Here is a 22036-nt window from a genome sequence, read left to right on the forward strand (position 1 = left end):
GCAAGGCTTTTTCATAGAGCACCTCCTTAAAGGCCGTCGACCCCAAAATCGGCGGCCTTATTTTTTACTACCCTAATTTCATCGTCTCGCGCACTTCTTGCATGGTGGCTTGGGCCACCTTGCGTGCTCTGGCTTCACCGTCGTGCAAAATGTCGCGCACGCGTTCAGGCTGAGCCGCCAGCGATGCACGCCGCTCCAAGATTGGCTCGAGGAAACGGGAAATGCTGTCCGCACAGCGTTTTTTGCACTCTACGCAGCCCAGCGTGCCGCTACGACAATCCCTATCAATTTCTGCCGTCTGAGCGGCGTCTGTAAATTTCTTGTGATAAGCGAACACCGTGCAGATGTCAGGGTTGCCCGGGTCACCTTTGCGCACTTTTTGCGGGTCGGTAACGGCGGTGCGCATCTTTTTCATCACTTCGTCGGGTGGGTCAGAAAGTAAAATCGTGTTACCGAGCGATTTTGACATTTTGGCTTTGCCGTCTAAGCCAACAAGGCGAGAAAAGCGGGTCAGTTTCCCTTCTGGTTCAGGAAAAACAGCGCTGCCATCTGGCTTGGGATACTGCTGATTGAACCGACGTGCAATTTCACGAGTGATTTCAATGTGCGGCAGTTGGTCTTCACCGACAGGCACAACTTCACCCTTGTAGAGCAGAATATCAGCAGCTTGCAAAACTGGATAGCCCAAATGCCCATAGACCACCGTTTCCAGTGCCAAATCTCGCACTTGCTCTTTAAGTGAAGGGTTTCGTTCCAAGCGAGAAGTCGTGATAAGCATTGAAAAAATGAGAAATAACTCAGTGTGCTCCTTTACCTGCGACTGGCGAAATACAGGGCTGCGCTCGGGGTCAATGCCGCACGCCAGCCAGTCAATGACCATCTCAATCGCATACTCGTAAAGATGCGAGGTGTCAAGGTTGGTGGTGAGTGAGTGGTAATCTGCGATAAGGTGAAAGTTCTGGTATGCAGGCTCACCGTTTGGCAAGCGTTCATTTTGCAGAGCTACCCAATTTTCCAGTGCGCCGACAAAATGCCCTAAGTGCAGCTTGCCAGTGGGACGCATACCACTTAAAATACGCTTGGTCATTTGAGCGTCAAAAAGTTAGGCGATGTGAGCTTCGTGGTAGCAGTGTCAACTGTCCAACGTATCTTCATGGCTCGAGTCATCTTCTTAGGTTAGACCATGCGAGGGAAAGCTATATGAAAAACGGCGCAAGCACGAGCGTAATCGTAGAAAGTAGCTTAATGAGCACATGGAGCGACGGGCCGGCCGTATCCTTAAATGGGTCGCCCACCGTATCACCAACGACGGCAGCCTTGTGCTTGTCAGAGCCCTTGCCTGTGTTGGCAGCTTTATCACGCTTTTCGGTTTCAATAAACTTTTTGGCATTGTCCCAAGCACCCCCTGCATTGTTGAGAAAGAGCGCCATCAGAATACCAGCAATCGTGCCAATCATTAGTAGCCCTGCCACGACTTCTGCGCCCGTTGCGCCCGTTTTGCCATTGAGGGTATAAATCGCCTTGAAAAGCACACCGACCGCAATTGGTGTTAGCACCACCAGCGCACCCGGCGTAACCATCTGCCTAAGGGCAGAGGCTGTAACGATATCCACACAGGTGCGGTAGTCAGGCTTGAAATCAGCGGTAAATTCAATTTCACCGCTGGCGTTGCGTCTGAGCGCAGAAAATTGCCGACGCACTTCAACAATCACCGCTTGTGCAGCCTTGCCTACGGCACGAATCGCAAAGGAACTGAACACAAAGACAAGCATTGCCCCAATCATGCCACCAATAAACACCTCAGGCTTGGAAAGATTGACAGCCTCGAGCGGCGCTCCGTAGTTGCGCAGTTCATCAAGGTAGGCACTGAAAAGCAAAAACGCAGCCAGTCCTGCTGACCCAACTGCGTAGCCCTTGGTCAGGGCTTTTGTCGTATTGCCAACTGCATCGAGCTTGTCGGTCTTTTCACGCACTGACTCAGGTTGCTCCGACATTTCCACAATGCCACCAGCATTATCGGTAATCGGGCCAAAGGTATCCATTGCCAAAATGTAAGCCGCTGTGCCAAGCATGCCTAATGTAGCCACAGCAGTGCCAAATAGTCCTGCATCTTTCAAGCCAGAAGAGCTGCCTAAGTAGTAAGCGACGATAATCGCAGCGGAGATAGTAAGAATCGGAAAGGCAGTGCTTTCCAGCCCTACTGCGATGCCGCCAATCACATTGGTAGCAGGCCCTGTCTTAGACGATTCTGCAATAGAGAGCACAGGGCGATATCGATACTCCGTGTAATACTGCGTGAGGTAGACAAACATTAGAGCTGTCGCCAAACCAACCAATCCGCAGAGGAAGAAATTAAGCCAATAAGCCCCCAAGAGCCACTTGGTTGCAACAAAGAAGCCAACTGCGGAAAGGGCGGTGGCCACATAGTAGCCACGGTTCAGCGCATTCATTGGGTTTTCATTGCCATCGGTTTTCACAACGAGCACCCCGATAAGAGAGGCAATCAGGCCAAACCCATTTGCAATCAGCGGAAAAAGCAGAACGCCTAAGATGGGAAGACTCTCCTGCTCAAATTGTGCTTGGTTGGAGAGATAAAGTCCAGCGGCAATAATCATTGCGCCGATATTTTCAGCAGAGATAGATTCAAAAAGATCAGCACCACGACCGGCGCAGTCGCCAACGTTATCGCCAACAAGGTCGGCAATGACAGCTGGATTGCGAGGGTCGTCTTCGGGAATGCCGGCTTCGACTTTGCCCACAAGGTCAGCCCCCACATCAGCGGCTTTGGTGTAGATACCGCCCCCAAGCTGAGCAAAAAGTGCCACAAACGATGCCCCAAAGCCAAACCCCGCAATCAACAGTGGAATCTTTGCAGGTGAGGTAATATTCAGTGCATTGATGATGGAAAAAAGCGTAGTGATGCCTAAGAGACTAAGCGTTACGACCAAAAAGCCCGAGACAGCACCACCACGCAGAGCAATGCGTAAGGCTTCGTTAAGCGAGCGGGTTGCAGCAGCTGCAGTACGAATGTTAGCGCGAATTGACACCCACATTCCAATATAGCCTGAGACCACTGAGCAAAGTGCCCCTACGACAAATGCCAGCATGGTCCAAAGGGCAAGAGCAACGGGATTTTGCACGGGGTCATGCTCCGTGGTGGCGCGTAAGAATGCGTAGAGAATGAAGAGCAAAAGCGCTGTCAGAATAGCAAGCAGAAAAATTGTGCGATTTTGCCGCGACAAAAAGGCTTCAGCGCCTTCTTTAATCGCATCAGAAATGCGGCGCATCGCATCACTGCCCATATCGCTCGAGAGCACTTGACGCGTCAGAAATAGCGCAAAAAGTAAGCCGATACCGGCAGCAGAGAAAACAAAGGAAAGTTCCATACTGCAAGTGTTTTTGTTGCCTTGTTGACATTCTGACCATCTGAAGCACGGCGCTTCATGACGGTGTGCGAAGATAGCGATTTTGCACAATTGTGCCGTTTTGCAACAAGCAAATGTTGGATAGTGTGGAGCACATCGCAGCGTGATGCATTACGCCGGCTTGCTACTGCAGTCGCTTTGAGGCAGCCAAGACAAGAGAAGCAAGTGCGAAGCCGCAAGGGGCGCTTGGCTTTGAGGATGTAGTGGCATGCTCTCTACGGCAAGGCGAAGTTTGAGAAGTAGCCCAAACGCCGTATCTTGAAGCCGTCTTGTCAATTTTATGCACATCACGAATGGCTTCATCAGATGATTTCGCTCAAGCTGACCCGTTCCGCAATGGACACCTGCGGTTAGACCCGAACAAGCAGAAAGAATTCTTCAAGCTGGTGCAAGAGAAATACAACGGTGATTTGTATGCAGCCTTGCGACGAGCGATTGACTACTTTCTGGTCTATGAAAAATCTGCTAACCTCAAGCGAGTCTCAGAAACGCTGCAAGAAATTCAGAGCAAAATCCTGCGCATCAAGGAAATGAGTTCTCAGATTTCGGATACGATGAAGACTATCAACGAAACAAATGCGCGCCTGCGGGAAGCGCGTGACGCACAAGAAGCTCAAGAAGCAAAGCGCAACGGTGCGGCTCAGAACTGAAAGTAGATGAATGGCTGCATATCAGCCGAAATGGCTTGATAGAGTGCAAAGATGGTTAGGGCAGCGATTGCAGCCTTTGCATACACAGGTGTGCGCACGAAGAAATCTTTTCCGCTTTCCTTCCAAGCCAATGGCATCCACTGCCAGAAAAAGCCTAATGCCATCACGCTAAAGACTGCTGCATAGCCCGACACCACGCTGGGAATCAAGGCAAACTCAATGCCGCCTGCAAGCTTTTGCAGCATTTCGAAGGCGAGTTCAAGCGACTCCGCCCGAAAGAAAATGCGTGTAAAAGTGATGAACGAAAAAGTAAGCAGCACAGAGACGACAGTGATAAATGGGCTGGTGCTGTCTTTAATAGGACTAATGCGCCGCCAGTAGCGGTAAAAAAGCAGTGCTAAGCCGTTCAAGCCGCCCCAAATCACAAAGTTCCAGCTTGCGCCGTGCCATAAGCCACCCAAGAGCATCGTCAGCATAATATTCAAGTTTGTGCGCCATTCACCGTAACGATTGCCGCCTAAAGGAATGTAGAGGTAGTCCCGCAGCCAAGTAGAGAGGGAAATATGCCAGCGCCGCCAGAAGTCAGCGACGTTCTCTGCTTTATGCGGTTCATTGAAGTTTGCAGGGAGTCTGAATCCCATTACTTGTGAAAGACCGATGGCAATATCGGTGTAGCCTGAAAAATCGCAGTAGACCTGCAGCGAGTAGCCGTAGCACGCCATCAAAGCCTCAAAGCCTGTGTAGGCGCTGGGGTGCGCAAAGACGCGGTCAATGAAGTTGACTGAGATAAAGTCGCTCACAAGCATTTTCTTCGTAAGACCCTTGAGAATGAGAAAAAGCGCTACGCCAAACTCTCTCTCACTGAGCTGATAGGGCTTTTGCATCTGCGGAATGAAGGTTGTGGCACGCACGATGGGTCCAGCGACCAGTTGCGGAAAGAAGGTAACGAAGAAGCCAAAGTCCAAGAGGTTGTGAAGCGGCGCCAGCTCTTTGCGATAGACATCAACCACATAGCTAAGCTTCTGGAAGGTGAAAAAGGAAATACCAATTGGCAGGATAATGTGCTCAACATCGAAGCGCGTGCCAAGAAAGCCATTTGCCCAGTGGGCGATGAAGTTGAAAACTTTAAGGTCTGTCTGAAATAGCGCATTGTAGGTGTCAGTAAAAAAGTATGCGTATTTGAAATACGCTAGAACACCTAAATTCAAAAGCACGCTTGCCCAAAGCCAAAGTGGTCGGGTGCGCTCAGACGCGGCAGGTATCTGACGCGCAATTGCATAATCTGCAAGCGTAGAGAAAAAAAGCAATAGCACGAAAAGTCCAGCAGTCTTGTAGTAAAAGAAGAGGCTGACAAAGAAGAGATAGGCATTGCGCCAGCTAAGGCGTTGATAGACAAGCGTATAGCCAGCCAAGACTGCTGCAAAAAACCACCAAAACGCGCTGCGTGTAAAAATCATTGGCGTCTCGGGGTGATAGAACAATATGGATTCCAGCCAAGTCAGCATTTCGAGTCTTAGTGTGTTGGTGCAAAGCGATGGTGATAAGTTTGGTAGGCGCGCACGAAGGCTTCAAAGAAAAGCTCACCTAAGAGAGTGTACCCGTCGTGGTTAAAATGCACACGGTCGCGTTTAGCGAGATGAGCACGCTGCCATTGGGTGAAAGATTTGAGGCCGCCCATAACTTCAAATAAGTCCCAGACGGCGGCACGATAGCGCTGAGCCAAGCGCAAGATTGCTTGACGTGCAGCCAGTGTGTTTGCGTTAGCTTGCTTGCTGCGTCGGAGATTATCGCTGTTGGTGATGAGCAAAAGCGCAGCATGGGGTGCGGCTGACTTAATGCGTTGCAGCAAGGCTTCATACTCTGCCTCAAACTGCTGTGCGTTGAACCCACGGCTGCGCGTGTCGTTGACGCCAATGGATGAAATCACCAAGTCGGGCGAGAGTATAGAAAGCTCTGCAGCCAAGTGCTCGCAATGCAGATATGCACGCAGCGTTGCACCATTGACTCCAATTGCACTGTATGAAAAGCCAGGTGCATCGTTTTCCAAGAGTAAACCGCGCAAAAGAAACGGTCCTTGCCCTGAGATGCGCCTGAATTGCAAGCGCAACTCGGTAAGGCTTTCTGAAAAGCGAAATTCCGTGTAGCCCGCTGCCTCATGTACAAGACGCTCACACGGTTGCCTTAGACCAACTGGCTCAATCTCATAGTCTTTGGACTCGATGTTGTGAAAAACTTTGACGCGGTGAAATGCATACTGCGGATAGGGATAATCCAGCCAGCCCGGACCAGTAAGCGTAATTTCTAGCTCAGCAAGACTGTCAGCGGTTGAAGCGGCCACGCCAGCTACGCCGAGTGGTGTAGGGTCTTTGAGTTTCACATTGCGATGTCCTTTCCAGTGTCCCGAATAGCTCACCCTAAAGTTCGGTGAGCCATTTGAGCGTATGAGCTTTTGCGGAAAAATAAGCCCTCGCTCCCCTTCGCAATCTGGGAACCACTCCCGTAAGCGCCGACGTATTTCCCCTGTCCAAATGTCTGCCTGCACATGGGAACCACCGAAATGCACAATGCGCACTTTCTCAGAGCGATGCTGAGCAAGACTGTCAATTTTGGCAAATAGTCGCTGAAACGCAGGGGATAAACCAGCAGGGAAAACCAATTGATTCGCATCGTAGCGAATGAAGCTGTATCGTTTCTCGGAAGGATTTTTCTTGCGCAGCGGTGAGAGGGCAAGGCGGAGAGCAGGCTCATGAAGCGCTGCAAAAGACAAGGGCGCAAAAGCAGAGCCACAGAGCACATAGCAGAGCAGCAGACGACCAAGCACCTTATAGGGATTTTTTGTGTGCATTTGAACGCTTTGTGGTAGAATGCAGTGAGCGAAGTTTTGCATCTTGATACTGGCGATAATCACTAAGGAAAGATTGAACAAACATCTCGGCAATTTTCTGTGCGCCTTGCCGCGTAAAATGTGTGTAATCTTCAATAGCCAGCTTTTGTTTCACCCACTTTGGCATTGAGTTTTTCCCGCCCATTGCCGCATACATATCCCAATAGACACCGCCAAAACGATGTGTGGTGCGCATCATCATCTCACGCACCTCAGGCAAGAATGGATAGGTAACATAACGGTCTTTGACTTTGGTGGACATATCCGCAGGCCCAATCACAATGAGCTGCAAGCCAAGCGAAGTGAGGAAACGAAATTGCTTGGTGAGCTGAACTTCATACCACTCAAGGTCTTTTTGGTCCTTGATAGCCGGCACAGTGTTGCCACCAAATTGGAAAATCACGGCTTTGGCATTAAGAAGCTGAACGCTTTCGGCAAAAAGTGCCGAGTCGCCTTTGGTGAATTCTATGCCTGATGAGCCGCGAATCGGGAGATTATCTACAGCAACGCCACATTTGCCATCGAGCAGAATACCGTAGACTTCGGGGCTATGGCCGATAAACTGCAAGCTGAGCGCTTCTTCTGGCTCAGCAAGCAGCCACTCTACTTTGCTCAGTCGCCGATTTTTCTGCAGAGGTTTTTCGCCCACTCGTCCTGTGCGAGTGCTGAGCGTAAGTTTCGCAGGACTTTTGGCATTGCCGTAAAGCACGCCGACTTTCTCAATGCCAAGCTGCGCAGGAGAAGTATTCTTGCGCTTAAAAGAAAGCATAGCACGGTCATTTTGATAGTCGCAATACGCAGCCATAATGCCGAAGCGATTGTGGGTAGGCTTCGAACTATCACCAAAGGCTGCATAGCGTGCCCAATTGTCAGACCAGCTATGAGAAATAGAGAGGGAGTTAGCGAGTGGCTTAGCGGAAAGAAGCCCAACACCTGAGCCCCCGAAGACTTTTTGCAGCGAGGCGCGAATAGTGTGGGTCATTCGGTCTTCTTCAATCTGTGAGTCGCCATAGTGCAAAATGCGAACCAGAGAGCTTTCCTGCTGAGCGCGTTCCAACGCTGCAAAGAGCGGATAGAGCACGCTCTTGTCGTCGTTTGGATAAATCAAGCGTGTGGAGTCGGTGTAATCAATGCGGTAGGTGGTCGGGGTAAGCACGGTGCTTGCCTCAGGCGATGTAGGGAGCGCACTCGCAAATGCAGTCTCGGTTGCCTGAGGCTCATCTGTAAGACCCAGTGCTTCTCTCAGCGAAATAAAGCGTAGCGATAACTTGTCTCCCAAACGGATACCTTCCTCAGGGAAAATGGCAGCAAGAATGCCCAAAAGAAGGAAAACGCTGAGCAGAAATAGCAGAGTCTTAGTTGGCTGCATTAAGCACTTGGTTTTAACCAACGCACATAGGCCCAAATATAGTGAATTGCTTTGCGAAAAGACGAGGGAGATACGCGCTACGGCTTGCTCTGTCCTGCTACGGAGTGCAAGTGTTCTGCAAAAGCTCTATTGCACGCAAGCGCCCATCGGGGCGAGTGTAGCGCGCCCTGACGGATTGATAGCGCGTTAAAATTTTCTCCGCTTCACCATTGCCTCACGAATGCCTGATGGTAGCGAATCAGGACGGGCAATCGCAAGGCTGAACTGCGCCACTGTGCTAATGGGTTTCAGCGGCGCAAAAAGCGTGTAGAGCGCTTCGTTGTCCAAACCTATCGCCAGAAGCGAATCGGCAAGGCCTTGTTCTTCGGGCGTGAGCGCGGAGACGTCAAAACATTTGGCGCGAAGCGATGGGGGCACGTCTAGCGCGCGGCAACTTGCAAGACACGCCGCTACGCAAAAGCAAATCAGCCAGCGATTCATTTTTGAGGTTCAGGTTGCGGGCTTTGGGTTTCGGACTTCAAAGCGCAGAGCGACGCAAGAACAAGCTGCAGATTTAGCGCGGCAATCAGCGTCAGTAGCGCAACTTGATGCCACTCAATCGGCGATTCCAAAAGATGCGCAATCGGGTGCGCGATGTTGCTCAAAAGAAACAAGGCGCTAATGACGAGATTGGTCAGCATTAGCCAGCGCGCGTTCAGAAAAGCGTTCATCGCCGCCATAGCAAGATGCGTCGAGAAAACCAGCGTGAGTTGCCACAAGAGCGCCGAGAGTTTCTGCGCCAATTCCGCCTTTGGCGCAATCGCTTGATACGCCAGCGGAATGATGCCCAAGACGCTATGCGCCAAAAGTCCCAGAAGCATCGCAAGCCAAAGCAGCGCGATAGCGTCAAACCGACCCTGCCTTGCTGCGGCAACTCAGTTGCACAAAGTCCAGCAGCGTTCTCGCCTTCGCACCATCGCCATAGATGCTGGGCTTGGTGGTGTCAGTCGTCGCATCGGAGAGCGGGAAGCGACCATCGGCGCGCGTGATGAGTTCTTGAAAGCGACCAAGTTGCTCGGCATAGTTCAAGCTGGCTGTCCATTTCAACTTCGTGCGAGCTTCGTCATCAAAGCGGAGAACGGAGAAGAGGCTGGTGCGCAGTCCACGATCTTGTGCGGGACACTCAATTTGCTGGCGGTCGCGCTCAAATTGTTGGCGCTCATCAATTGTAGTGTAGAAATTAGCACGCAGTGTGGTTGTAAGCCGCACGGCGTTATCCCACTGCTGCGACCATGCGAGGTTTGCAATGATGTGCGAGAAGGTTTCTTCAGTGCGGCGTAGGTCATCTTGCGAGCGCGTGAAATTAAGTTCTGCAGTGAGATGGGTGCGTTTGTCAAAAAAAGTTCCAGCCCGCCCCGAGCGTGCTTTCAAAGGTTTGCGGATTGAGCCGAAGGCGCGCTTGAGGCTTGTAAGCCGTGGCACGCGTCTGCACGAGAATCGCGCCGACCGTAAGGTCGCCATGCCGCGCCAATGGAATGCCGCGTATGACTTCAATCGACTCAATGTTATCCGCTGAAAACTGCCTGAGGTCTAAGCGCACGATTCCAATGCGTTCAAAGACGATGTCGAGCTTGGTTGGCGGGAGATTCTCCAGTCGGAAAAATCCGCGTGCATCCGTGAAGGTGAAAGCGCTTGTGCCAAGCACGCGCACCAGCACATCTGGCAGCGGCTCTGCGCCTTCGACGGCGCGCACGGTGCCTATAAGCGTGGCTCGCCGTTCTTGTCCCAAAACGATGCAAGTCGTTTGCAAAATGAGTAGAAAAGCAAGCGCAAGCCGAGCGTGGAACTGCATTTGAGTAAATCCTGCCTTGCAAATGATTTGCAGGATACAACAATTCTCGCAAACTTCAAAGGACGATGGGTAAAGTGAGGTTCAGCTTTCTGCGAGGAATCGTTAAGCTGACTAAATTGCAAGGCGACTAAAAACTTGCTTCAAAGGTGCAGTGATGTGGTGAATGCGAAGCAAAACCAGTTACTCTGCCACAAAAGCGAGTTCTTTTCTTCGCAAGAAGAGGAATGAGAGGTAAGGCTCACTTCCGAGCGAAAGTCTTGGAGAGAAGTCAGCGGTAAAGCCTAAATCTCACTGCACTCAGAATAGCTACGCTGAGATATCTGAGATGAAGAATGCAAGGCGTTGAGAGGGTGTAGTACTGCATAGATGAATGATACAGATGCATAGAACGAGGAAATAGGAATGTCCTACTGCGTGAGCTAAGTTGAAACTTTTTGTAGAGCGACTACTTTTCAGCAAGCAAGCGGGTGAGCTTGTTTTACAAACATCTTGACAATGGAGGAAAGTATGGAGAAACAGTTTGATGGTAAAGTAGCGCTGGTAACTGGCGGCGCATCGGGCATTGGTCGCGCAACAGCAATCGCTTTTGCGCGAGCGGGTGCAAAAGTGGCTGTAGCAGATGTGCAAGTCGCAGGCGCAGAAGAAACCGCAAAAATGATTCATGCGGCAGGTGGAGAGGCAATGTGCATCAAAGCCGATGTCTCCAAAGCAGCAGACGTTGAGGCGATGGTCAAAGCCGTCGTTCAAAAGTATGGTCGGCTAGATTGTGCATTTAATAACGCTGGCATTGAAGGCGCAACAGCCCCAACTGCGGAGAGCACAGAAGAGAACTGGGATAAGGTTATTGACATCAACCTTAAAGGCGTGTGGCTGTGCATGAAGTACGAAATTCAGCAGATGCTGCGTCAGGGCGGTGGAGCAATTGTTAACACGGCGTCAGTCGCTGGGTTAGTTGGGTTTCCAGGTATGGCAGCCTACTGCGCCTCTAAGGGTGGCGTAGTGCAACTGACACGCACAGCCGCTCTCGAATATGCAAAAGCCGGTATTCGTGTCAATGCTGTATGCCCAGGTGCAATTCAAACTCCGATGGTAGAACGCGTGATTGCACGGCAACCAGAAATGGAACAAGCGATTGTGGCAATGGAGCCAATCGGCCGCCTCGGACAACCAAACGAGATTGCCGAAGCCGTTGTGTGGCTGTGCTCAGATGCAGCATCATTTGTAACAGGGCACCCGATGGTTATTGATGGCGGTTTAGTGGCGCAGTGAGAAATGCATTAAATCTCGCGTCGTATAAGCCCTTGCCTCGAGCAAGGGTTTTTTCTTGATGAATAGCTTCCAGTTTGACTGCATCAAGCAATCGTGTAAATTTTGCCCTTTCAACAATTGCAGAAGTATCTCATTTGAACCATCTCTTTTGGAAAAAGCTGGTTGCAGTGTGGAGCAGTGTGTGGCTGGTGCTCCCTCTGATGGCGCAAACACCTGCGGAGTGGCTAAAAAAAGGCGAAGCAGAATTGGAGCGCCAAGAGTATGCTGCTGCACTGCTGTCTCTAAATCGCGCATTGCAAGGCGATTCAGCTGTGCAGTGGAAAGCCCTTGTAAAGCGCGGGTATGCACGATTGTGCTTGCAAGATACAGTGGGTGCGTTGCAAGATTACAGCCGAGCTGTCTTGCTACGGCGTCGCGAACCAGATGCATACTTTTACCGCGCCATGCTGCGCCTATCGCAACGAGATTATGCACGCGCAGTAGCCGACCTTTCCGCCGTCATTACGCTCAATCCGAAGCTTCCCGCAGCGTTCTACTACCGAGCAGTGGCCCAGGTTCATCTGGGCGAGCTGAATGAAGCAGAAAGCGACTTATCAGCGGCACTCGAGCTTGAGCCAAATTTTGCGGACGCCTATTCGCTGCGCGGGCACTGCTGGGTTGCAAAAGGCAACGACACGCTGGCTATCACAGCCTTCTCGCAAGCCTTGAAAATTCGTCCTACCGCCGATGACTACTACCAACGCGGAATGGCACGCTGGCGATTGCATCGTGCGCTGGAAGCCGTGCTGGATTTTGACAATGCAATTGCACTCAACGCCAACGAAGCCAAATACTACTTCGCACGGGGTCGAGCAAAGCGCGATGCAGGTCTGCGCTCCGAAGCCTTCAGCGACTTTTTGGCAGCACGCACCAAAGGCTACGAAGAAGCGGAGCCTTACCTCAAACTTTATGGGGCATCAGAAGAAAAGCGCCGAGAAGACTCACTGCGTATTTACGGCGTAAGAGAAATTGTGGTGGAAGCCAACGCACCAGCATTTGAGCAATTTGTTCGGGAAACCAAATCGATTGCGCTGCAGGGTGTGGCAATTGCGCAGTATGCATCTGAGCAATTGAGCACAGGTTTTGCACCCGTTGTATTACCTAATGCAAGTTTGGAGATGTCCCCCAACGAATGCAACAGGGTGTTGGTGCAAGTGCGCCGCCCAAGCCAAATCCCGATTCAGTGCATTGCGCAACTCTTGCGCGAACAAGCCAGCAAAACAAGTGATGCCACTATCAAGGATCTCTCGTTTCAGCTGACCACCGTGGTGCGAGAGATGGACATTGCACGGCAAATGCCGCTTGCCGCTAACGAGGTGCGCTCACGCCTGCTGGAAGCACGCCGACTCCTGCAACAACTAAACGACTACCTTGCGACCAAACAGAAATCGCCACGATGAAAGTATGCACCACTACACTGCACTCCCGTCTATCTTCTCCTATCACGACCTTGCACCGAACTTAGACCTCCCTGCACTGCTTAGGAAACTCTCGCCACCACCACGCTTCGCCCATACCACGCTTGCAAGCTATCTGCCTGACCCCCATCACCCGACGCAAGCTGCCGCCAAAGCCTATCTGCAAAATTTTGTTGCTCGCTTGAACCGCCAGCAAAATGGACTTGGCAAATTGCTCAAGGCTTTTGTGCCAGAAAATATCGTCGGTATCTATCTCGACGGTGGATTTGGCGTGGGGAAAACCCATCTCTTGGCAGGCGTCTATCAAGCCTTTGCAGGCAAAAAAGTCTATCTCTCCTTTACAGAATTGATGTATCTCATCGGATACTTGGGCTTGGAACGGGCATCAGCAGAACTGGGTGCAGCACAGCTTATCTGCATTGACGAGTTTGAGCTGGATGATCCGGGCAATACCACAATGGCACTGGGCTTTTTGCAACGCGTCTTTGCGCAAGGAGCGGTGGTGGTCACAACTTCCAACACACCACCTTCACGCTTGGGAGAGGGACGGTTTGCCGTGCAAGATTTCCAGCGTGAGATAGCCATGCTCTCCGCGAAATTCCACGTCGTGAGAATTGACGGGCCAGACTATCGCTTGCGTCATCACGCCTCACAAAGTACACACTCTACTTGGCATTTGCAAGGTCTAAGACGGCTTTTTTCGGACTACCACCCTGCAAAGCTGCGCAAGAAAGCCTACTTTACTGGCGAAGAGCTAAGCCACTTTCTGCGACAACTTCACCCCATGCGATACCTCGAGATAGCCGAAATGTTAGATGCGGTATTTCTCGAGCACCTTGCTGCGCTCACTGACCAGTATGATGCGCTTCGCTTCGTGTATTTCGTAGATAAACTCTATGACTACCAAAGCAAACTCTTCGTTGCTGATAGCGTCCCAATTGAGACGCTGTTTCCAAGCGATTTCTACAAGTCTGCTTACGCCAAGAAGTATTTGCGTTGCCTGTCGCGCCTAAGAGAAATTTGTGAGCAAGCGCCAGCCTGAGCGGCGCTAATAGACGAAGTGCAGCATAGCGGTAGAAAAAGCCACCGCATAACGCTGGTACTTGGGAATTGCAGAAATGCTTTGGCAAAAAAGAGGTGCAAGCTTCTGCAATCTTGATTTTGAGCCGAAAGGTGTAGAGAAAACAAAAAGGCGAGCGGGGGTCGCTCGCTCTAATTCCATGCAGCCCTGCACTTTACCGATTAATTAAGCTACCCAGTGCGTAGGAGAGCTGTGCTGAGAAGAATCGGCGCATAATCGGTGCACCAACGACATCAGGTGTTTGATTATCAAAGATGTTGTTGATGCTCCCCTGAATCGTGATGCCTAAGTCCTTCCACTCGTAGCCGATTGTAAGATCGACAACGGTGCGGTCGTTAAGCGTGCCATTCCAGCGACCGGCTCGGAAAGTGTAGCTGGGGATATGTCGGGCGTGCAAGATGGCGTATGTGCCTTGCACCAGTTGGTTACGCATTGTAAGCGTGCCTTTGAACTTCCAATTTGGTGCGTTGAGCAGAAGCGGAATACCTTGAGCAGCAAAAGGATTGTCGGAATCCAGCAGCGACATATACGACATGCTGCCCTCGAAAAACACATCAGAATTAAGGTAATACGACAAGCCTAAATCAAACCCTGCAATGGTCGCAGCGCCGTAGTTGAAGTAGGTGGTAAGCTGACCCGCTACGCCAGGAAAGAGCGGTCGCCCTTGTGCATCTTCCAGCACCCCAACGCGCCGATTCGTGCGGTTGTCGTAAGCAAATGTGCGCACCCCGTCAGCAATCTGAAAAGCAGGGCTGATAAAGTTGGTGTAGCGTGAGTAAAATGCAACAAAATCCACAAAGAGCTTGCGCTCAAAGAGTCCTTTGTAGCCAACTTCAAAGGCGTTGACTTCTTCGGGACGCAGCGGGTTATAGACGGCAACCACATTGCCAGTAGGATTGCCTTGCGCGTCAGGAGCACCGTCACGCACGGTGTAACCACCCACATTGCCACGTGCAGCCCCATTGAAGAGAAAGAGGTGATTTTCCAAGATGACAGGCACTTTAAATGCACGGTTGTAGCCCAGCCGAATGTTTTGATTGTCTGCCACTTCATAGCCGATACTGACTTTGGGGCTAAATTGTGGGTCGTAGTATGTGTGGTCATCTAAGCGCGCAGCAAGGGTCAAGCGAAGCTTATTGTCTAAGAATCGCTTGTCGATTTGGAGGTAACCGCCGATTTCTGTCGCTGTAATATCAATCGCAAGGAAGTTGGAGACGTTGGTAAGATTAATGTTAGGATTGTTGGAAAGGTAACTGGCTTTTGGATTGTAGAAGCGATACTGAAAGCCGCCGACAAGTTCAAAGCCGGCAAGGTCATAGCGTAGTTGCAGCTCTGAATCCCAGAGTTGAGACTGGTCAATGGTGGCAGAGGCAGAATCAATAAAACTGCGTCGCACTTGTGCCAGAGCTTGGTCGCGTGTAAGCGACGCGCCGCCGGGCAAAGAGCGCAAGCGAATGACCTCGCGTGCAAACCACTCTGCGCGGTCGTGCAATTGAAACGACTTGCCTGCATCATTTGCCGTGCGCGTAACTTGCAGGAAAAAGCCCAAACCGCCCAATGAACCATTCGCTTGCAAGCTCTGATATTGAATTTGATACTCATTGGCTTCCAGAACGCCAAAGTTGCTACCTACGAACCCTGTAGAAGACGACACGCCCGCCATAAAGCGCACATTGAAATCATCTGTGCGGTAATACAGCCCGCCATCGAGCTTACGCAAGCCTGCGCGCATTGCGGAGACTTCAGTTTCTCGGTAAGCATAACCTAAGTTGAAGAATTGGTCGAGTGTGGCTTGCGTAATACGCAGCGGATTAGGCGTCTCAGGATTAAGCAACGTTTGATTCTGACCGATGTAAGTTGGGGGCACAAACATAAAGATGTTGCCGCTCTCAAACTGATTGGCATCCATCCACTGTCCTGTAATTTTCCAGCCAAAGTTGCCCGCATAGTCCGCATAACGCAGGTTAATGTCATAAAGTGACTGTGTGCCGCCACGAACGACAAGCTCTGCGCCCGCATAATCAAATGGGTTTTTGGTCAGCATATTCACCACACCAGCATGAGCATTAGGGCCGTAAAGAGCCGCTGCGGGACCAACCACGATTTCGACAGCCGCTAAGTCGCTGGCAGGATTCGGTGCAAGCATAAATTGCGGCAAACCCAAACCCGGCAAAGTGGCTAGCCGTCCGTCAATCAGCGTGAGCATACGTGTATTAAACTGGGTATTTAAGCCGCGTGACATAATATCCACTGTGTTGATACCGCGTTCAACAAAATCAATCCCTTTGAGTTTAGCCACCGCACCCAGCGGAGAAGGACTGGCACTTTGACGCATGGCTTGAATATCTGCGGTCTCAATCATAACAGGTGCGTCAAGTTTCTTTTCAGTTCGCCCTTTCGAGGCAGTCACCACCACTTCATCAATCACACGCACTTGCTCACGCAGTTTGAAGGACAGTTGCACCGTTGCACCATCGGTCAATGTAGCCTCGAGCGTTTGGGGCTGATAACCCACATAGCGAGCGACGACCTTGTATGTGCCCGCTGGCAAATTCGGAATCTCAAATGTGCCATTGGCTTTCGTGCTGCTGCCATAACGCATGCCCTGAACGACAACACTTGCGCCAACAAGTGGTTCACCTGTCGCTGCATCAACCACCGTGCCCGTGAGCGTGGCAGTTTGACTGTATGCGAAAGTGGGAAGAAGGAAAAGTGCGTAGAAAAGCCAGTGTAGCAGTTTTTGCATTGTCATAGTTGTGGTTTTGTTTGTCGCAAAAGCTCGTAAAGCTGTGCTCTGTAAAGTGCAGGAAACTACAAATTTTATTCTGAAAAACAGCATTTCCGACTCGTGGATTGTCGAGAGCCGCACTCTCGCCACATTTCCAACCACAAGAATACAATAGGGCAAATGATTTAGCAGCGTATCGTATCTTTGCAACTTAACTTTCCAAGTTATGCTGGAAGCACGCAACCTGAACTTGACGATTGGCACAAAGGAACTCTTAACCCAGACATCATTTCGTATCGGAGACCGTGACCGAGTAGGCCTTGTTGGCGTAAATGGTGCAGGAAAATCCACGCTGCTCAAGTGGATAGCTGGCTATCCGACTGAGCAAACATTGCATGTGGAAGGTGAAATTCTCAAGTCATCCGACACGACCATCGGTTACCTGCCACAAGAAATCTCCTTTGAGGGCGATTTAGAAAAGTCAGCATTGGAGTATGTAATGGAGGCAAACGCTAGGCTTCACCAGCTCTCGAGAGAAATCGCCCGAATGGAAGTTGAACTGACTCTACCGATAGAACACGAAAGTGAAGCATATACAAGGCTAATTGAGCGTTTCTCTGACGCAACAGCAGAATTTGAGCGACTGGGTGGCTACAAGCTGCGTGCAGATGCTGAAAAAGTGCTGATAGGCTTAGGCTTTTCAGAAGACGATTTTCATAAGCCCGTGAAGGCATTTTCGGGCGGCTGGCAAATGCGACTCCTGATTGCAAAACTGCTGCTGCAAAATCCAACCTTGCTGTTGCTCGATGAGCCAACCAATCACCTCGATATGGATTCACTGCGCTGGCTGGAGAATTACCTCCTAAACTACGACGGCGCATTTGTCATCGTCTCGCACGACCGATTTTTCTTAGACAAACTCACCACCAAAACGCTGGAAATTAGTTTCAGACGCATCACGGAGTATAAAGGCAACTACTCATTCTATGAGACTGAAAAAGCCCTGCGCTATGAGCAGATGCAAGCTAAGTATGAAAACGACCTGAAAAGAATTGAGCATCTGCGTCGCTTCGTAGAGCGCTTCAAAGCAAAGGCAACAAAGGCTTCACAGGCGCAGAGCCGTATGCGAATGATTGAGAAAATTCAAGCGCAGTTGGAAGCGCCAGAGCAAGACCTGTCGCAAATTGCATTTCGCTTTCCGAAAGCAGCGCCTTCTGGCAGAATAGTATTGCGACTGGAAAATGTCTCCAAATCTTATGCGCTACCTGACCACAGTCAGAAACTGGTGCTAAAAGACATTAACCTTGAAATCGAGCGAGGGGAGCGACTGGCTCTGGTCGGCTCAAACGGCGTAGGCAAATCAACACTTTGTAAAATCATCGCAGGTGAAATTGACTTTGAGGGTCGGCGCATACTGGGGCACAATGTCAAGTATGCCTTCTTTGGGCAGCATCAAGCAGAAAGGCTCAATCCGCAGCACACCGTCTTAGAAGAAATGCTCGAAGCCGCACCAGACTCAGAAGCGCGCAAAAAAGTGCGCGACATTCTGGGCTGCTTTCTCTTTTCAGGTGACGCCGTAAATAAAAAAATCAGTGTGCTTTCAGGCGGTGAAAAATCACGTGTAGCGCTTGCGAAGTTGCTGCTGCAGGCAGCCAACTTCCTGATTTTAGATGAGCCTACGAATCATCTCGATATGCGCTCCAAAGAAATGCTCATTGAGTCGCTGGAAAACTACGACGGCACGCTCATTTTGGTCTCGCATGACCGCTATTTTCTTGATTGCCTCGTGAGCAAAGTGCTCTATCTCAAAGAGGGTCGCTTGCACATCTATCAAGGTAGCTATGCAGAGTTTTTAGAGAAGCTCGAAGCAGAACAAGCACAGATGGCGGCCCAAGCGCAGGCAAGTGCAAAAGCTGCACACGAGATGAAAAAGGAGTCAGCACCCAGAAAACCATCCGAGCCAAACAAAGACCTTCAAAAACGCTTGCAGAAGTTAGAAGCGCGCATTGAGGCACTCGAGCAAGAAAAGGCACTGCTCGAGCAAGAAATGATGAAAGAGGATTTCTACAAACACGATGCGTCGCGCCAAACGCTTGAAAAACATCGCTTGCTCTGTGAAGAGCTGGAAGGATTGTATCGTGACTGGGAAAGCATGGCGTCATAGAGATGCTGAAAATTCGTTTTGCCACTGAACAGGATGTGCCGCTCATTCTGACCTTCATCAAAGCACTTGCCGAGTATGAGCGGCTCTCGAGCGAGGTGCAAGCCACCGAAGCGCGCTTGCGTCAAACGCTTTTTGGCTCGCCGCCCGCTGCGGAAACGCTCCTCGCCTTCGAGGGTGATGAACCTGTGGGCTTTGCGCTCTTCTTCCATAACTACTCAACCTTTCTTGGGCAGCGCGGGCTGTATCTGGAAGACCTTTTTGTGAAGCCGGAGCATCGTGGCAAGGGCTACGGAAAAGCCTTGCTTGTAAGACTGGCACAGATTGCAAAAGAGCGAAACTGCGGTCGTATGGAATGGTCTGTTTTGGACTGGAATACGCCTTCAATTGAGTTCTACAAAAAGCTGGGCGCTGTGCCAATGTCAGACTGGACAACGTTTCGCCTGACGAGCGAAGCAATTGCGCGTTTGGCAGAACTCGAGTAGGGCAGCTACAAGGATAAAGAGTGGCTCTAACTTGCCGAGCAGCCAATTCTGTGTCACATCCAACGCTACGGAAACAGTAATTTGAACGACGTTGTGCTCTATCACAATGCTGCGTATATTCCACCGACTTTCAAACACCAAACCACATTTGAGCTATGCCAGAGGAAAATGCTTCACCGAGCGCATCGAACCCGGATGTGATAACCACTTCGGTAACTGTGCTAAGCAAAGCGATTTCCGAGACGACACAGACCGTTGCAAGTCTCACGCAAAACCTCGAGGTAGAAAAATTAGCCACAAGCTCCGTTGAGCTGATTGCCAAAACAGCCGAAGGACTAAGCAAGATTTTTGCAAACCTTGCGGAAACAATTGGTAACTTCTCTGCGGACTTTGCATCAGGCTCGGGCAACGCATCGGAGAATGTCTCAAAGGCTTTTTCGGCATTAGCAGAGAGCCTAAGTAAATCAACCGCAAGTCTGAGCGAAGTTGCAGGAAAGTTAGGCGAAAGTGCAAGCAAAGCTACGGAGAGCCTAAGTAAAGCACTGGGTGATGGCAGTGCAGCAAAGCCAAATTCGTAGCGCCGCTCAAAGCATTGCAACCTAATCTGCCTAAGTTCGGTTAGAGGAAAGAAAGTCTATTAACGCTTCTTTTGTGCAATGACTATGGAATTCCTGAGCACCGTTTTTTACTTCATCGTTGCCATCTTCATTTTGGTGACGGTGCACGAATTTGGACACTTTGCGGCAGCAAAGCTCTTTGGAATGCGCGTCGAGCGATTCTTCATTGGCTTTGATTTCTGGAATTTGAAGCTGTGGAGCATTCAGCGCGGTGAGACTGAATACGGCATCGGAGCTATTCCGCTTGGCGGTTATGTCAAAATTGCGGGAATGGTCGACGAAAGTATGGACACCGAATTTGCCTCTAAGCCACCACAGCCTTGGGAGTTTCGCTCCAAGCCAACATGGCAACGCTTGATTGTGATTTCGGCTGGCGTCATTATGAATATGGTGCTGGCAGCCGTGATTTTCGTCATCATTTCGCTTGCTTACGGTGAGTCGCGCACGCCTATCAAATCAGGGGTCTATGTCGAAGCAGACCGCCCGTCTGTGTTCAAAGAAATGGGATTTCGCACTGGCGACCTGATTGTGGAGGTCAATGGTCAGCCCGTCAAATACTGGGAGGAAGTCTTAGACCCCGAACTCTTTACCAACCGCACCCTGACTTACACGGTAAAGCGTGGTGAAGAGCTGATTAAGCTCGATGCGCCATCCGACATGATGACCCGCATCAACGATGCCAAAGGAGAGGGGCTGCGTCCTATCACGCTACCCATCGTGGGAGAACTGGTCAGCGGTTATCCAGCCGAGAAGATTGGGCTAAGGAAGGGCGATAAAATTCTGCGCGTGGCAGGTCAGCCAATTGTAGACTGGTCCGACCTTGTGCGTATCGTGGGTGAAAATGCAAATAAAGAAATTTTGGTAGAGTGGGTAACTCCGCAAGGTGAGATGAAGCAAGCTAACGTAACCCCAAATAGCAGCGGAAAAATTGGTATCACCGTCGCGCCAGCGGAGCGTGAATACTTAAAGCTCGGTTTCTTCGAGAGCATCATGGCGGGAATTCAGCAAACAGGCAAAATGACCGTGATGACCATCAAGGGTTTTGGCAAGCTGCTTACAGGTCAAGAAGACATTCGCAAATCAGTGGGAGGACCGATTAAGATTGCCAAACTGGCAGGACAGACAGCCGAACAAGGGGCAGGTAGTTTTCTCTTTTTCTTGGCAGTGCTGTCTATTTCGCTGGCGTTCCTCAACATCCTGCCCATTCCTGCGCTGGATGGCGGACAATTTGTAATGAACGCTGTAGAGGGCGTGATGGGCAGGGAACTGCCACTCAAGACAAAGATGGCAATTCAACAAATTGGTTTTACAGCCTTGCTCATTTTGATGGCATTTATTTTCGTCAATGATATTATCAATCCGTAACGAGCAAGCGTGTGGTAAGCAAAAAGATATCCCTGTATGCAGCATCGCATTATGCTCTTTCAGCTAGCCCATGGGCGCAGCGGCGACAAAGGCGATACCGTAAATGTCGGCATCATTGCACGCCGCCCTGAGTTTTATGAAATCCTAAAAAGCGAACTGACGCCCGAATTGGTCAAGGCGCATTTTGGTTCAATGGTGAAAGGCAAGGTAGAACGGTATGAAATGCCAAACATTGGCGCGCTGAACTTTCTGCTATATGAAGCACTGGGCGGTGGTGGCACAAAGTCGCTTAAGTTAGATGCGCAGGGCAAAACTTACGCCGCTGCCTTATTGCGTCTCTTCCTCACACTGGATGACGAGCAATACCCGCAAATCAAACCCTTGCTAAAAACACAGTAATTTACCTGAAAGGTGGAAGCGCAGAGTGGCGGTTCTCCCGATAGCCAAGAGCAAGCAAGACAACTGCTTCTCGGAGCTCTCGATAGCAGTTCAGTTTTCTGCCAGCATTTGAAAATCAGGTTCAGACTTCAAGAAGAGAGCATTTGTGCGATGGACGCTGCCTAAGGTAGCTTATGGCTTCCTAAATCTGATTTCAACTTTGCGAATCTCACTGCCTTGCTTTATCTTTGCTGCCTATCTTCGCCAATCATTGCTTTCCGAGTTGGAAGCGCGGGGTAGCGACTCTCCCGATGATTGATGAACCAACAAAAGCAG

The 22036-nt window shown here is 50.5% G+C and carries 19 protein-coding genes; 9 read left to right on the forward strand and 10 right to left on the reverse strand.

Translation table 11 applies throughout. The annotated features are described in order from the left end of the window. Positions 1-67: 67 nt before the first annotated feature. Entirely contained in the window at positions 68-1087 is a 1020-nt protein-coding gene (trpS, locus tag NZM05_03185) for a tryptophan--tRNA ligase (protein MCS7012625.1), read from the reverse strand. A gap of 109 nt (positions 1088-1196) precedes the next feature. After that, entirely contained in the window at positions 1197-3386 is a 2190-nt protein-coding gene (locus tag NZM05_03190; protein MCS7012626.1) for a sodium-translocating pyrophosphatase, read from the reverse strand. Between the two features lie 332 nt (positions 3387-3718). On the opposite strand from NZM05_03190, the gene NZM05_03195 reads away from it, so the two are divergent. After that, positions 3719-4075 (forward strand): hypothetical protein, encoded by a 357-nt coding sequence (locus NZM05_03195; GenBank protein ID MCS7012627.1) that lies wholly within the window; start codon positions 3719-3721, stop codon positions 4073-4075. Here the strand turns inward: NZM05_03195 and NZM05_03200 are convergent. The 7 genes from NZM05_03200 to NZM05_03230 form a co-directional block, all read right to left on the reverse strand. After that, positions 4066-5580, reverse strand: a complete 1515-nt coding sequence (locus NZM05_03200; GenBank protein ID MCS7012628.1) for an MBOAT family protein — start codon at positions 5578-5580, stop codon at positions 4066-4068. The two genes, NZM05_03195 and NZM05_03200, sit on opposite strands and share 10 nt — an antisense overlap. 8 nt (positions 5581-5588) lie before the next feature. Next, positions 5589-6920, reverse strand: a complete 1332-nt coding sequence (locus tag NZM05_03205) for a GDSL-type esterase/lipase family protein (GenBank protein ID MCS7012629.1) — start codon at positions 6918-6920, stop codon at positions 5589-5591. Next, positions 6898-8328: a hypothetical protein gene (locus NZM05_03210; protein MCS7012630.1), complete on the reverse strand. Its 1431-nt coding sequence runs from the start codon at positions 8326-8328 to the stop codon at positions 6898-6900. The genes NZM05_03205 and NZM05_03210 overlap by 23 nt, the downstream gene beginning before the upstream one ends. Positions 8329-8514: 186 nt before the next feature. Continuing rightward, complete coding sequence (locus NZM05_03215; GenBank protein ID MCS7012631.1) at positions 8515-8808, reverse strand: hypothetical protein; 294 nt, start codon at positions 8806-8808, stop codon at positions 8515-8517. Continuing rightward, positions 8805-9188, reverse strand: coding sequence for a hypothetical protein (locus NZM05_03220; protein ID MCS7012632.1), 384 nt, complete (start codon positions 9186-9188; stop codon positions 8805-8807). Before NZM05_03220 ends, NZM05_03215 begins: the two co-directional genes overlap by 4 nt. Positions 9189-9213: 25 nt before the next feature. After that, a complete protein-coding gene (locus tag NZM05_03225) occupies positions 9214-9738 on the reverse strand; it encodes a hypothetical protein (GenBank protein ID MCS7012633.1) in 525 nt (174 codons plus the stop codon). Next, positions 9701-10159, reverse strand: coding sequence for a carboxypeptidase-like regulatory domain-containing protein (locus NZM05_03230; protein MCS7012634.1), 459 nt, complete (start codon positions 10157-10159; stop codon positions 9701-9703). The genes NZM05_03225 and NZM05_03230 overlap by 38 nt, the downstream gene beginning before the upstream one ends. Positions 10160-10666: 507 nt before the next feature. Between NZM05_03230 and NZM05_03235 the strand changes: the two genes are divergently transcribed. The 3 genes from NZM05_03235 to zapE all read left to right on the forward strand — a co-directional run bounded on the left by NZM05_03235 (position 10667) and on the right by zapE (position 13927). Beyond that, positions 10667-11428, forward strand: a complete 762-nt coding sequence (locus NZM05_03235) for an SDR family oxidoreductase (GenBank protein ID MCS7012635.1) — start codon at positions 10667-10669, stop codon at positions 11426-11428. A 179-nt stretch (positions 11429-11607) separates the two neighbouring features. Continuing rightward, positions 11608-12867, forward strand: a complete 1260-nt coding sequence (locus tag NZM05_03240; GenBank protein ID MCS7012636.1) for a tetratricopeptide repeat protein — start codon at positions 11608-11610, stop codon at positions 12865-12867. A gap of 4 nt (positions 12868-12871) precedes the next feature. After that, positions 12872-13927, forward strand: a complete 1056-nt coding sequence (gene zapE / locus NZM05_03245) for a cell division protein ZapE (protein ID MCS7012637.1) — start codon at positions 12872-12874, stop codon at positions 13925-13927. Positions 13928-14120: 193 nt separating this feature from the next. Here zapE and NZM05_03250 read toward each other — a convergent pair whose 3' ends face one another. Further along, the gene (locus tag NZM05_03250) at positions 14121-16712 is read right to left on the reverse strand and encodes a TonB-dependent receptor (GenBank protein MCS7012638.1); all 2592 of its coding nucleotides are present in this window, start codon (positions 16710-16712) and stop codon (positions 14121-14123) included. A 208-nt stretch (positions 16713-16920) separates the two neighbouring features. Between NZM05_03250 and NZM05_03255 the strand changes: the two genes are divergently transcribed. The 5 genes from NZM05_03255 (at position 16921) to NZM05_03275 (ending at position 21721) form a co-directional block, all read left to right on the forward strand. Beyond that, positions 16921-18858 (forward strand): ABC-F family ATP-binding cassette domain-containing protein, encoded by a 1938-nt coding sequence (locus NZM05_03255; GenBank protein ID MCS7012639.1) that lies wholly within the window; start codon positions 16921-16923, stop codon positions 18856-18858. 2 nt (positions 18859-18860) lie between these two features. After that, positions 18861-19340 (forward strand): GNAT family N-acetyltransferase, encoded by a 480-nt coding sequence (locus NZM05_03260; GenBank protein MCS7012640.1) that lies wholly within the window; start codon positions 18861-18863, stop codon positions 19338-19340. Positions 19341-19495: 155 nt separating this feature from the next. After that, on the forward strand, positions 19496-19918 hold the full coding sequence (locus tag NZM05_03265; protein ID MCS7012641.1) for a hypothetical protein: 423 nt from the start codon (positions 19496-19498) through the stop codon (positions 19916-19918). Between the two features lie 84 nt (positions 19919-20002). Then, on the forward strand, positions 20003-21322 hold the full coding sequence (rseP, locus tag NZM05_03270; protein MCS7012642.1) for an RIP metalloprotease RseP: 1320 nt from the start codon (positions 20003-20005) through the stop codon (positions 21320-21322). A 36-nt stretch (positions 21323-21358) separates the two neighbouring features. Then, the gene (locus NZM05_03275; protein ID MCS7012643.1) at positions 21359-21721 is read left to right on the forward strand and encodes a hypothetical protein; all 363 of its coding nucleotides are present in this window, start codon (positions 21359-21361) and stop codon (positions 21719-21721) included. The last annotated feature ends 315 nt before the right edge of the window (positions 21722-22036 follow it).

This window comes from Chloroherpetonaceae bacterium (assembly GCA_025056565.1).
Classification (GTDB): domain Bacteria; phylum Bacteroidota; class Chlorobiia; order Chlorobiales; family Thermochlorobacteraceae; genus Thermochlorobacter.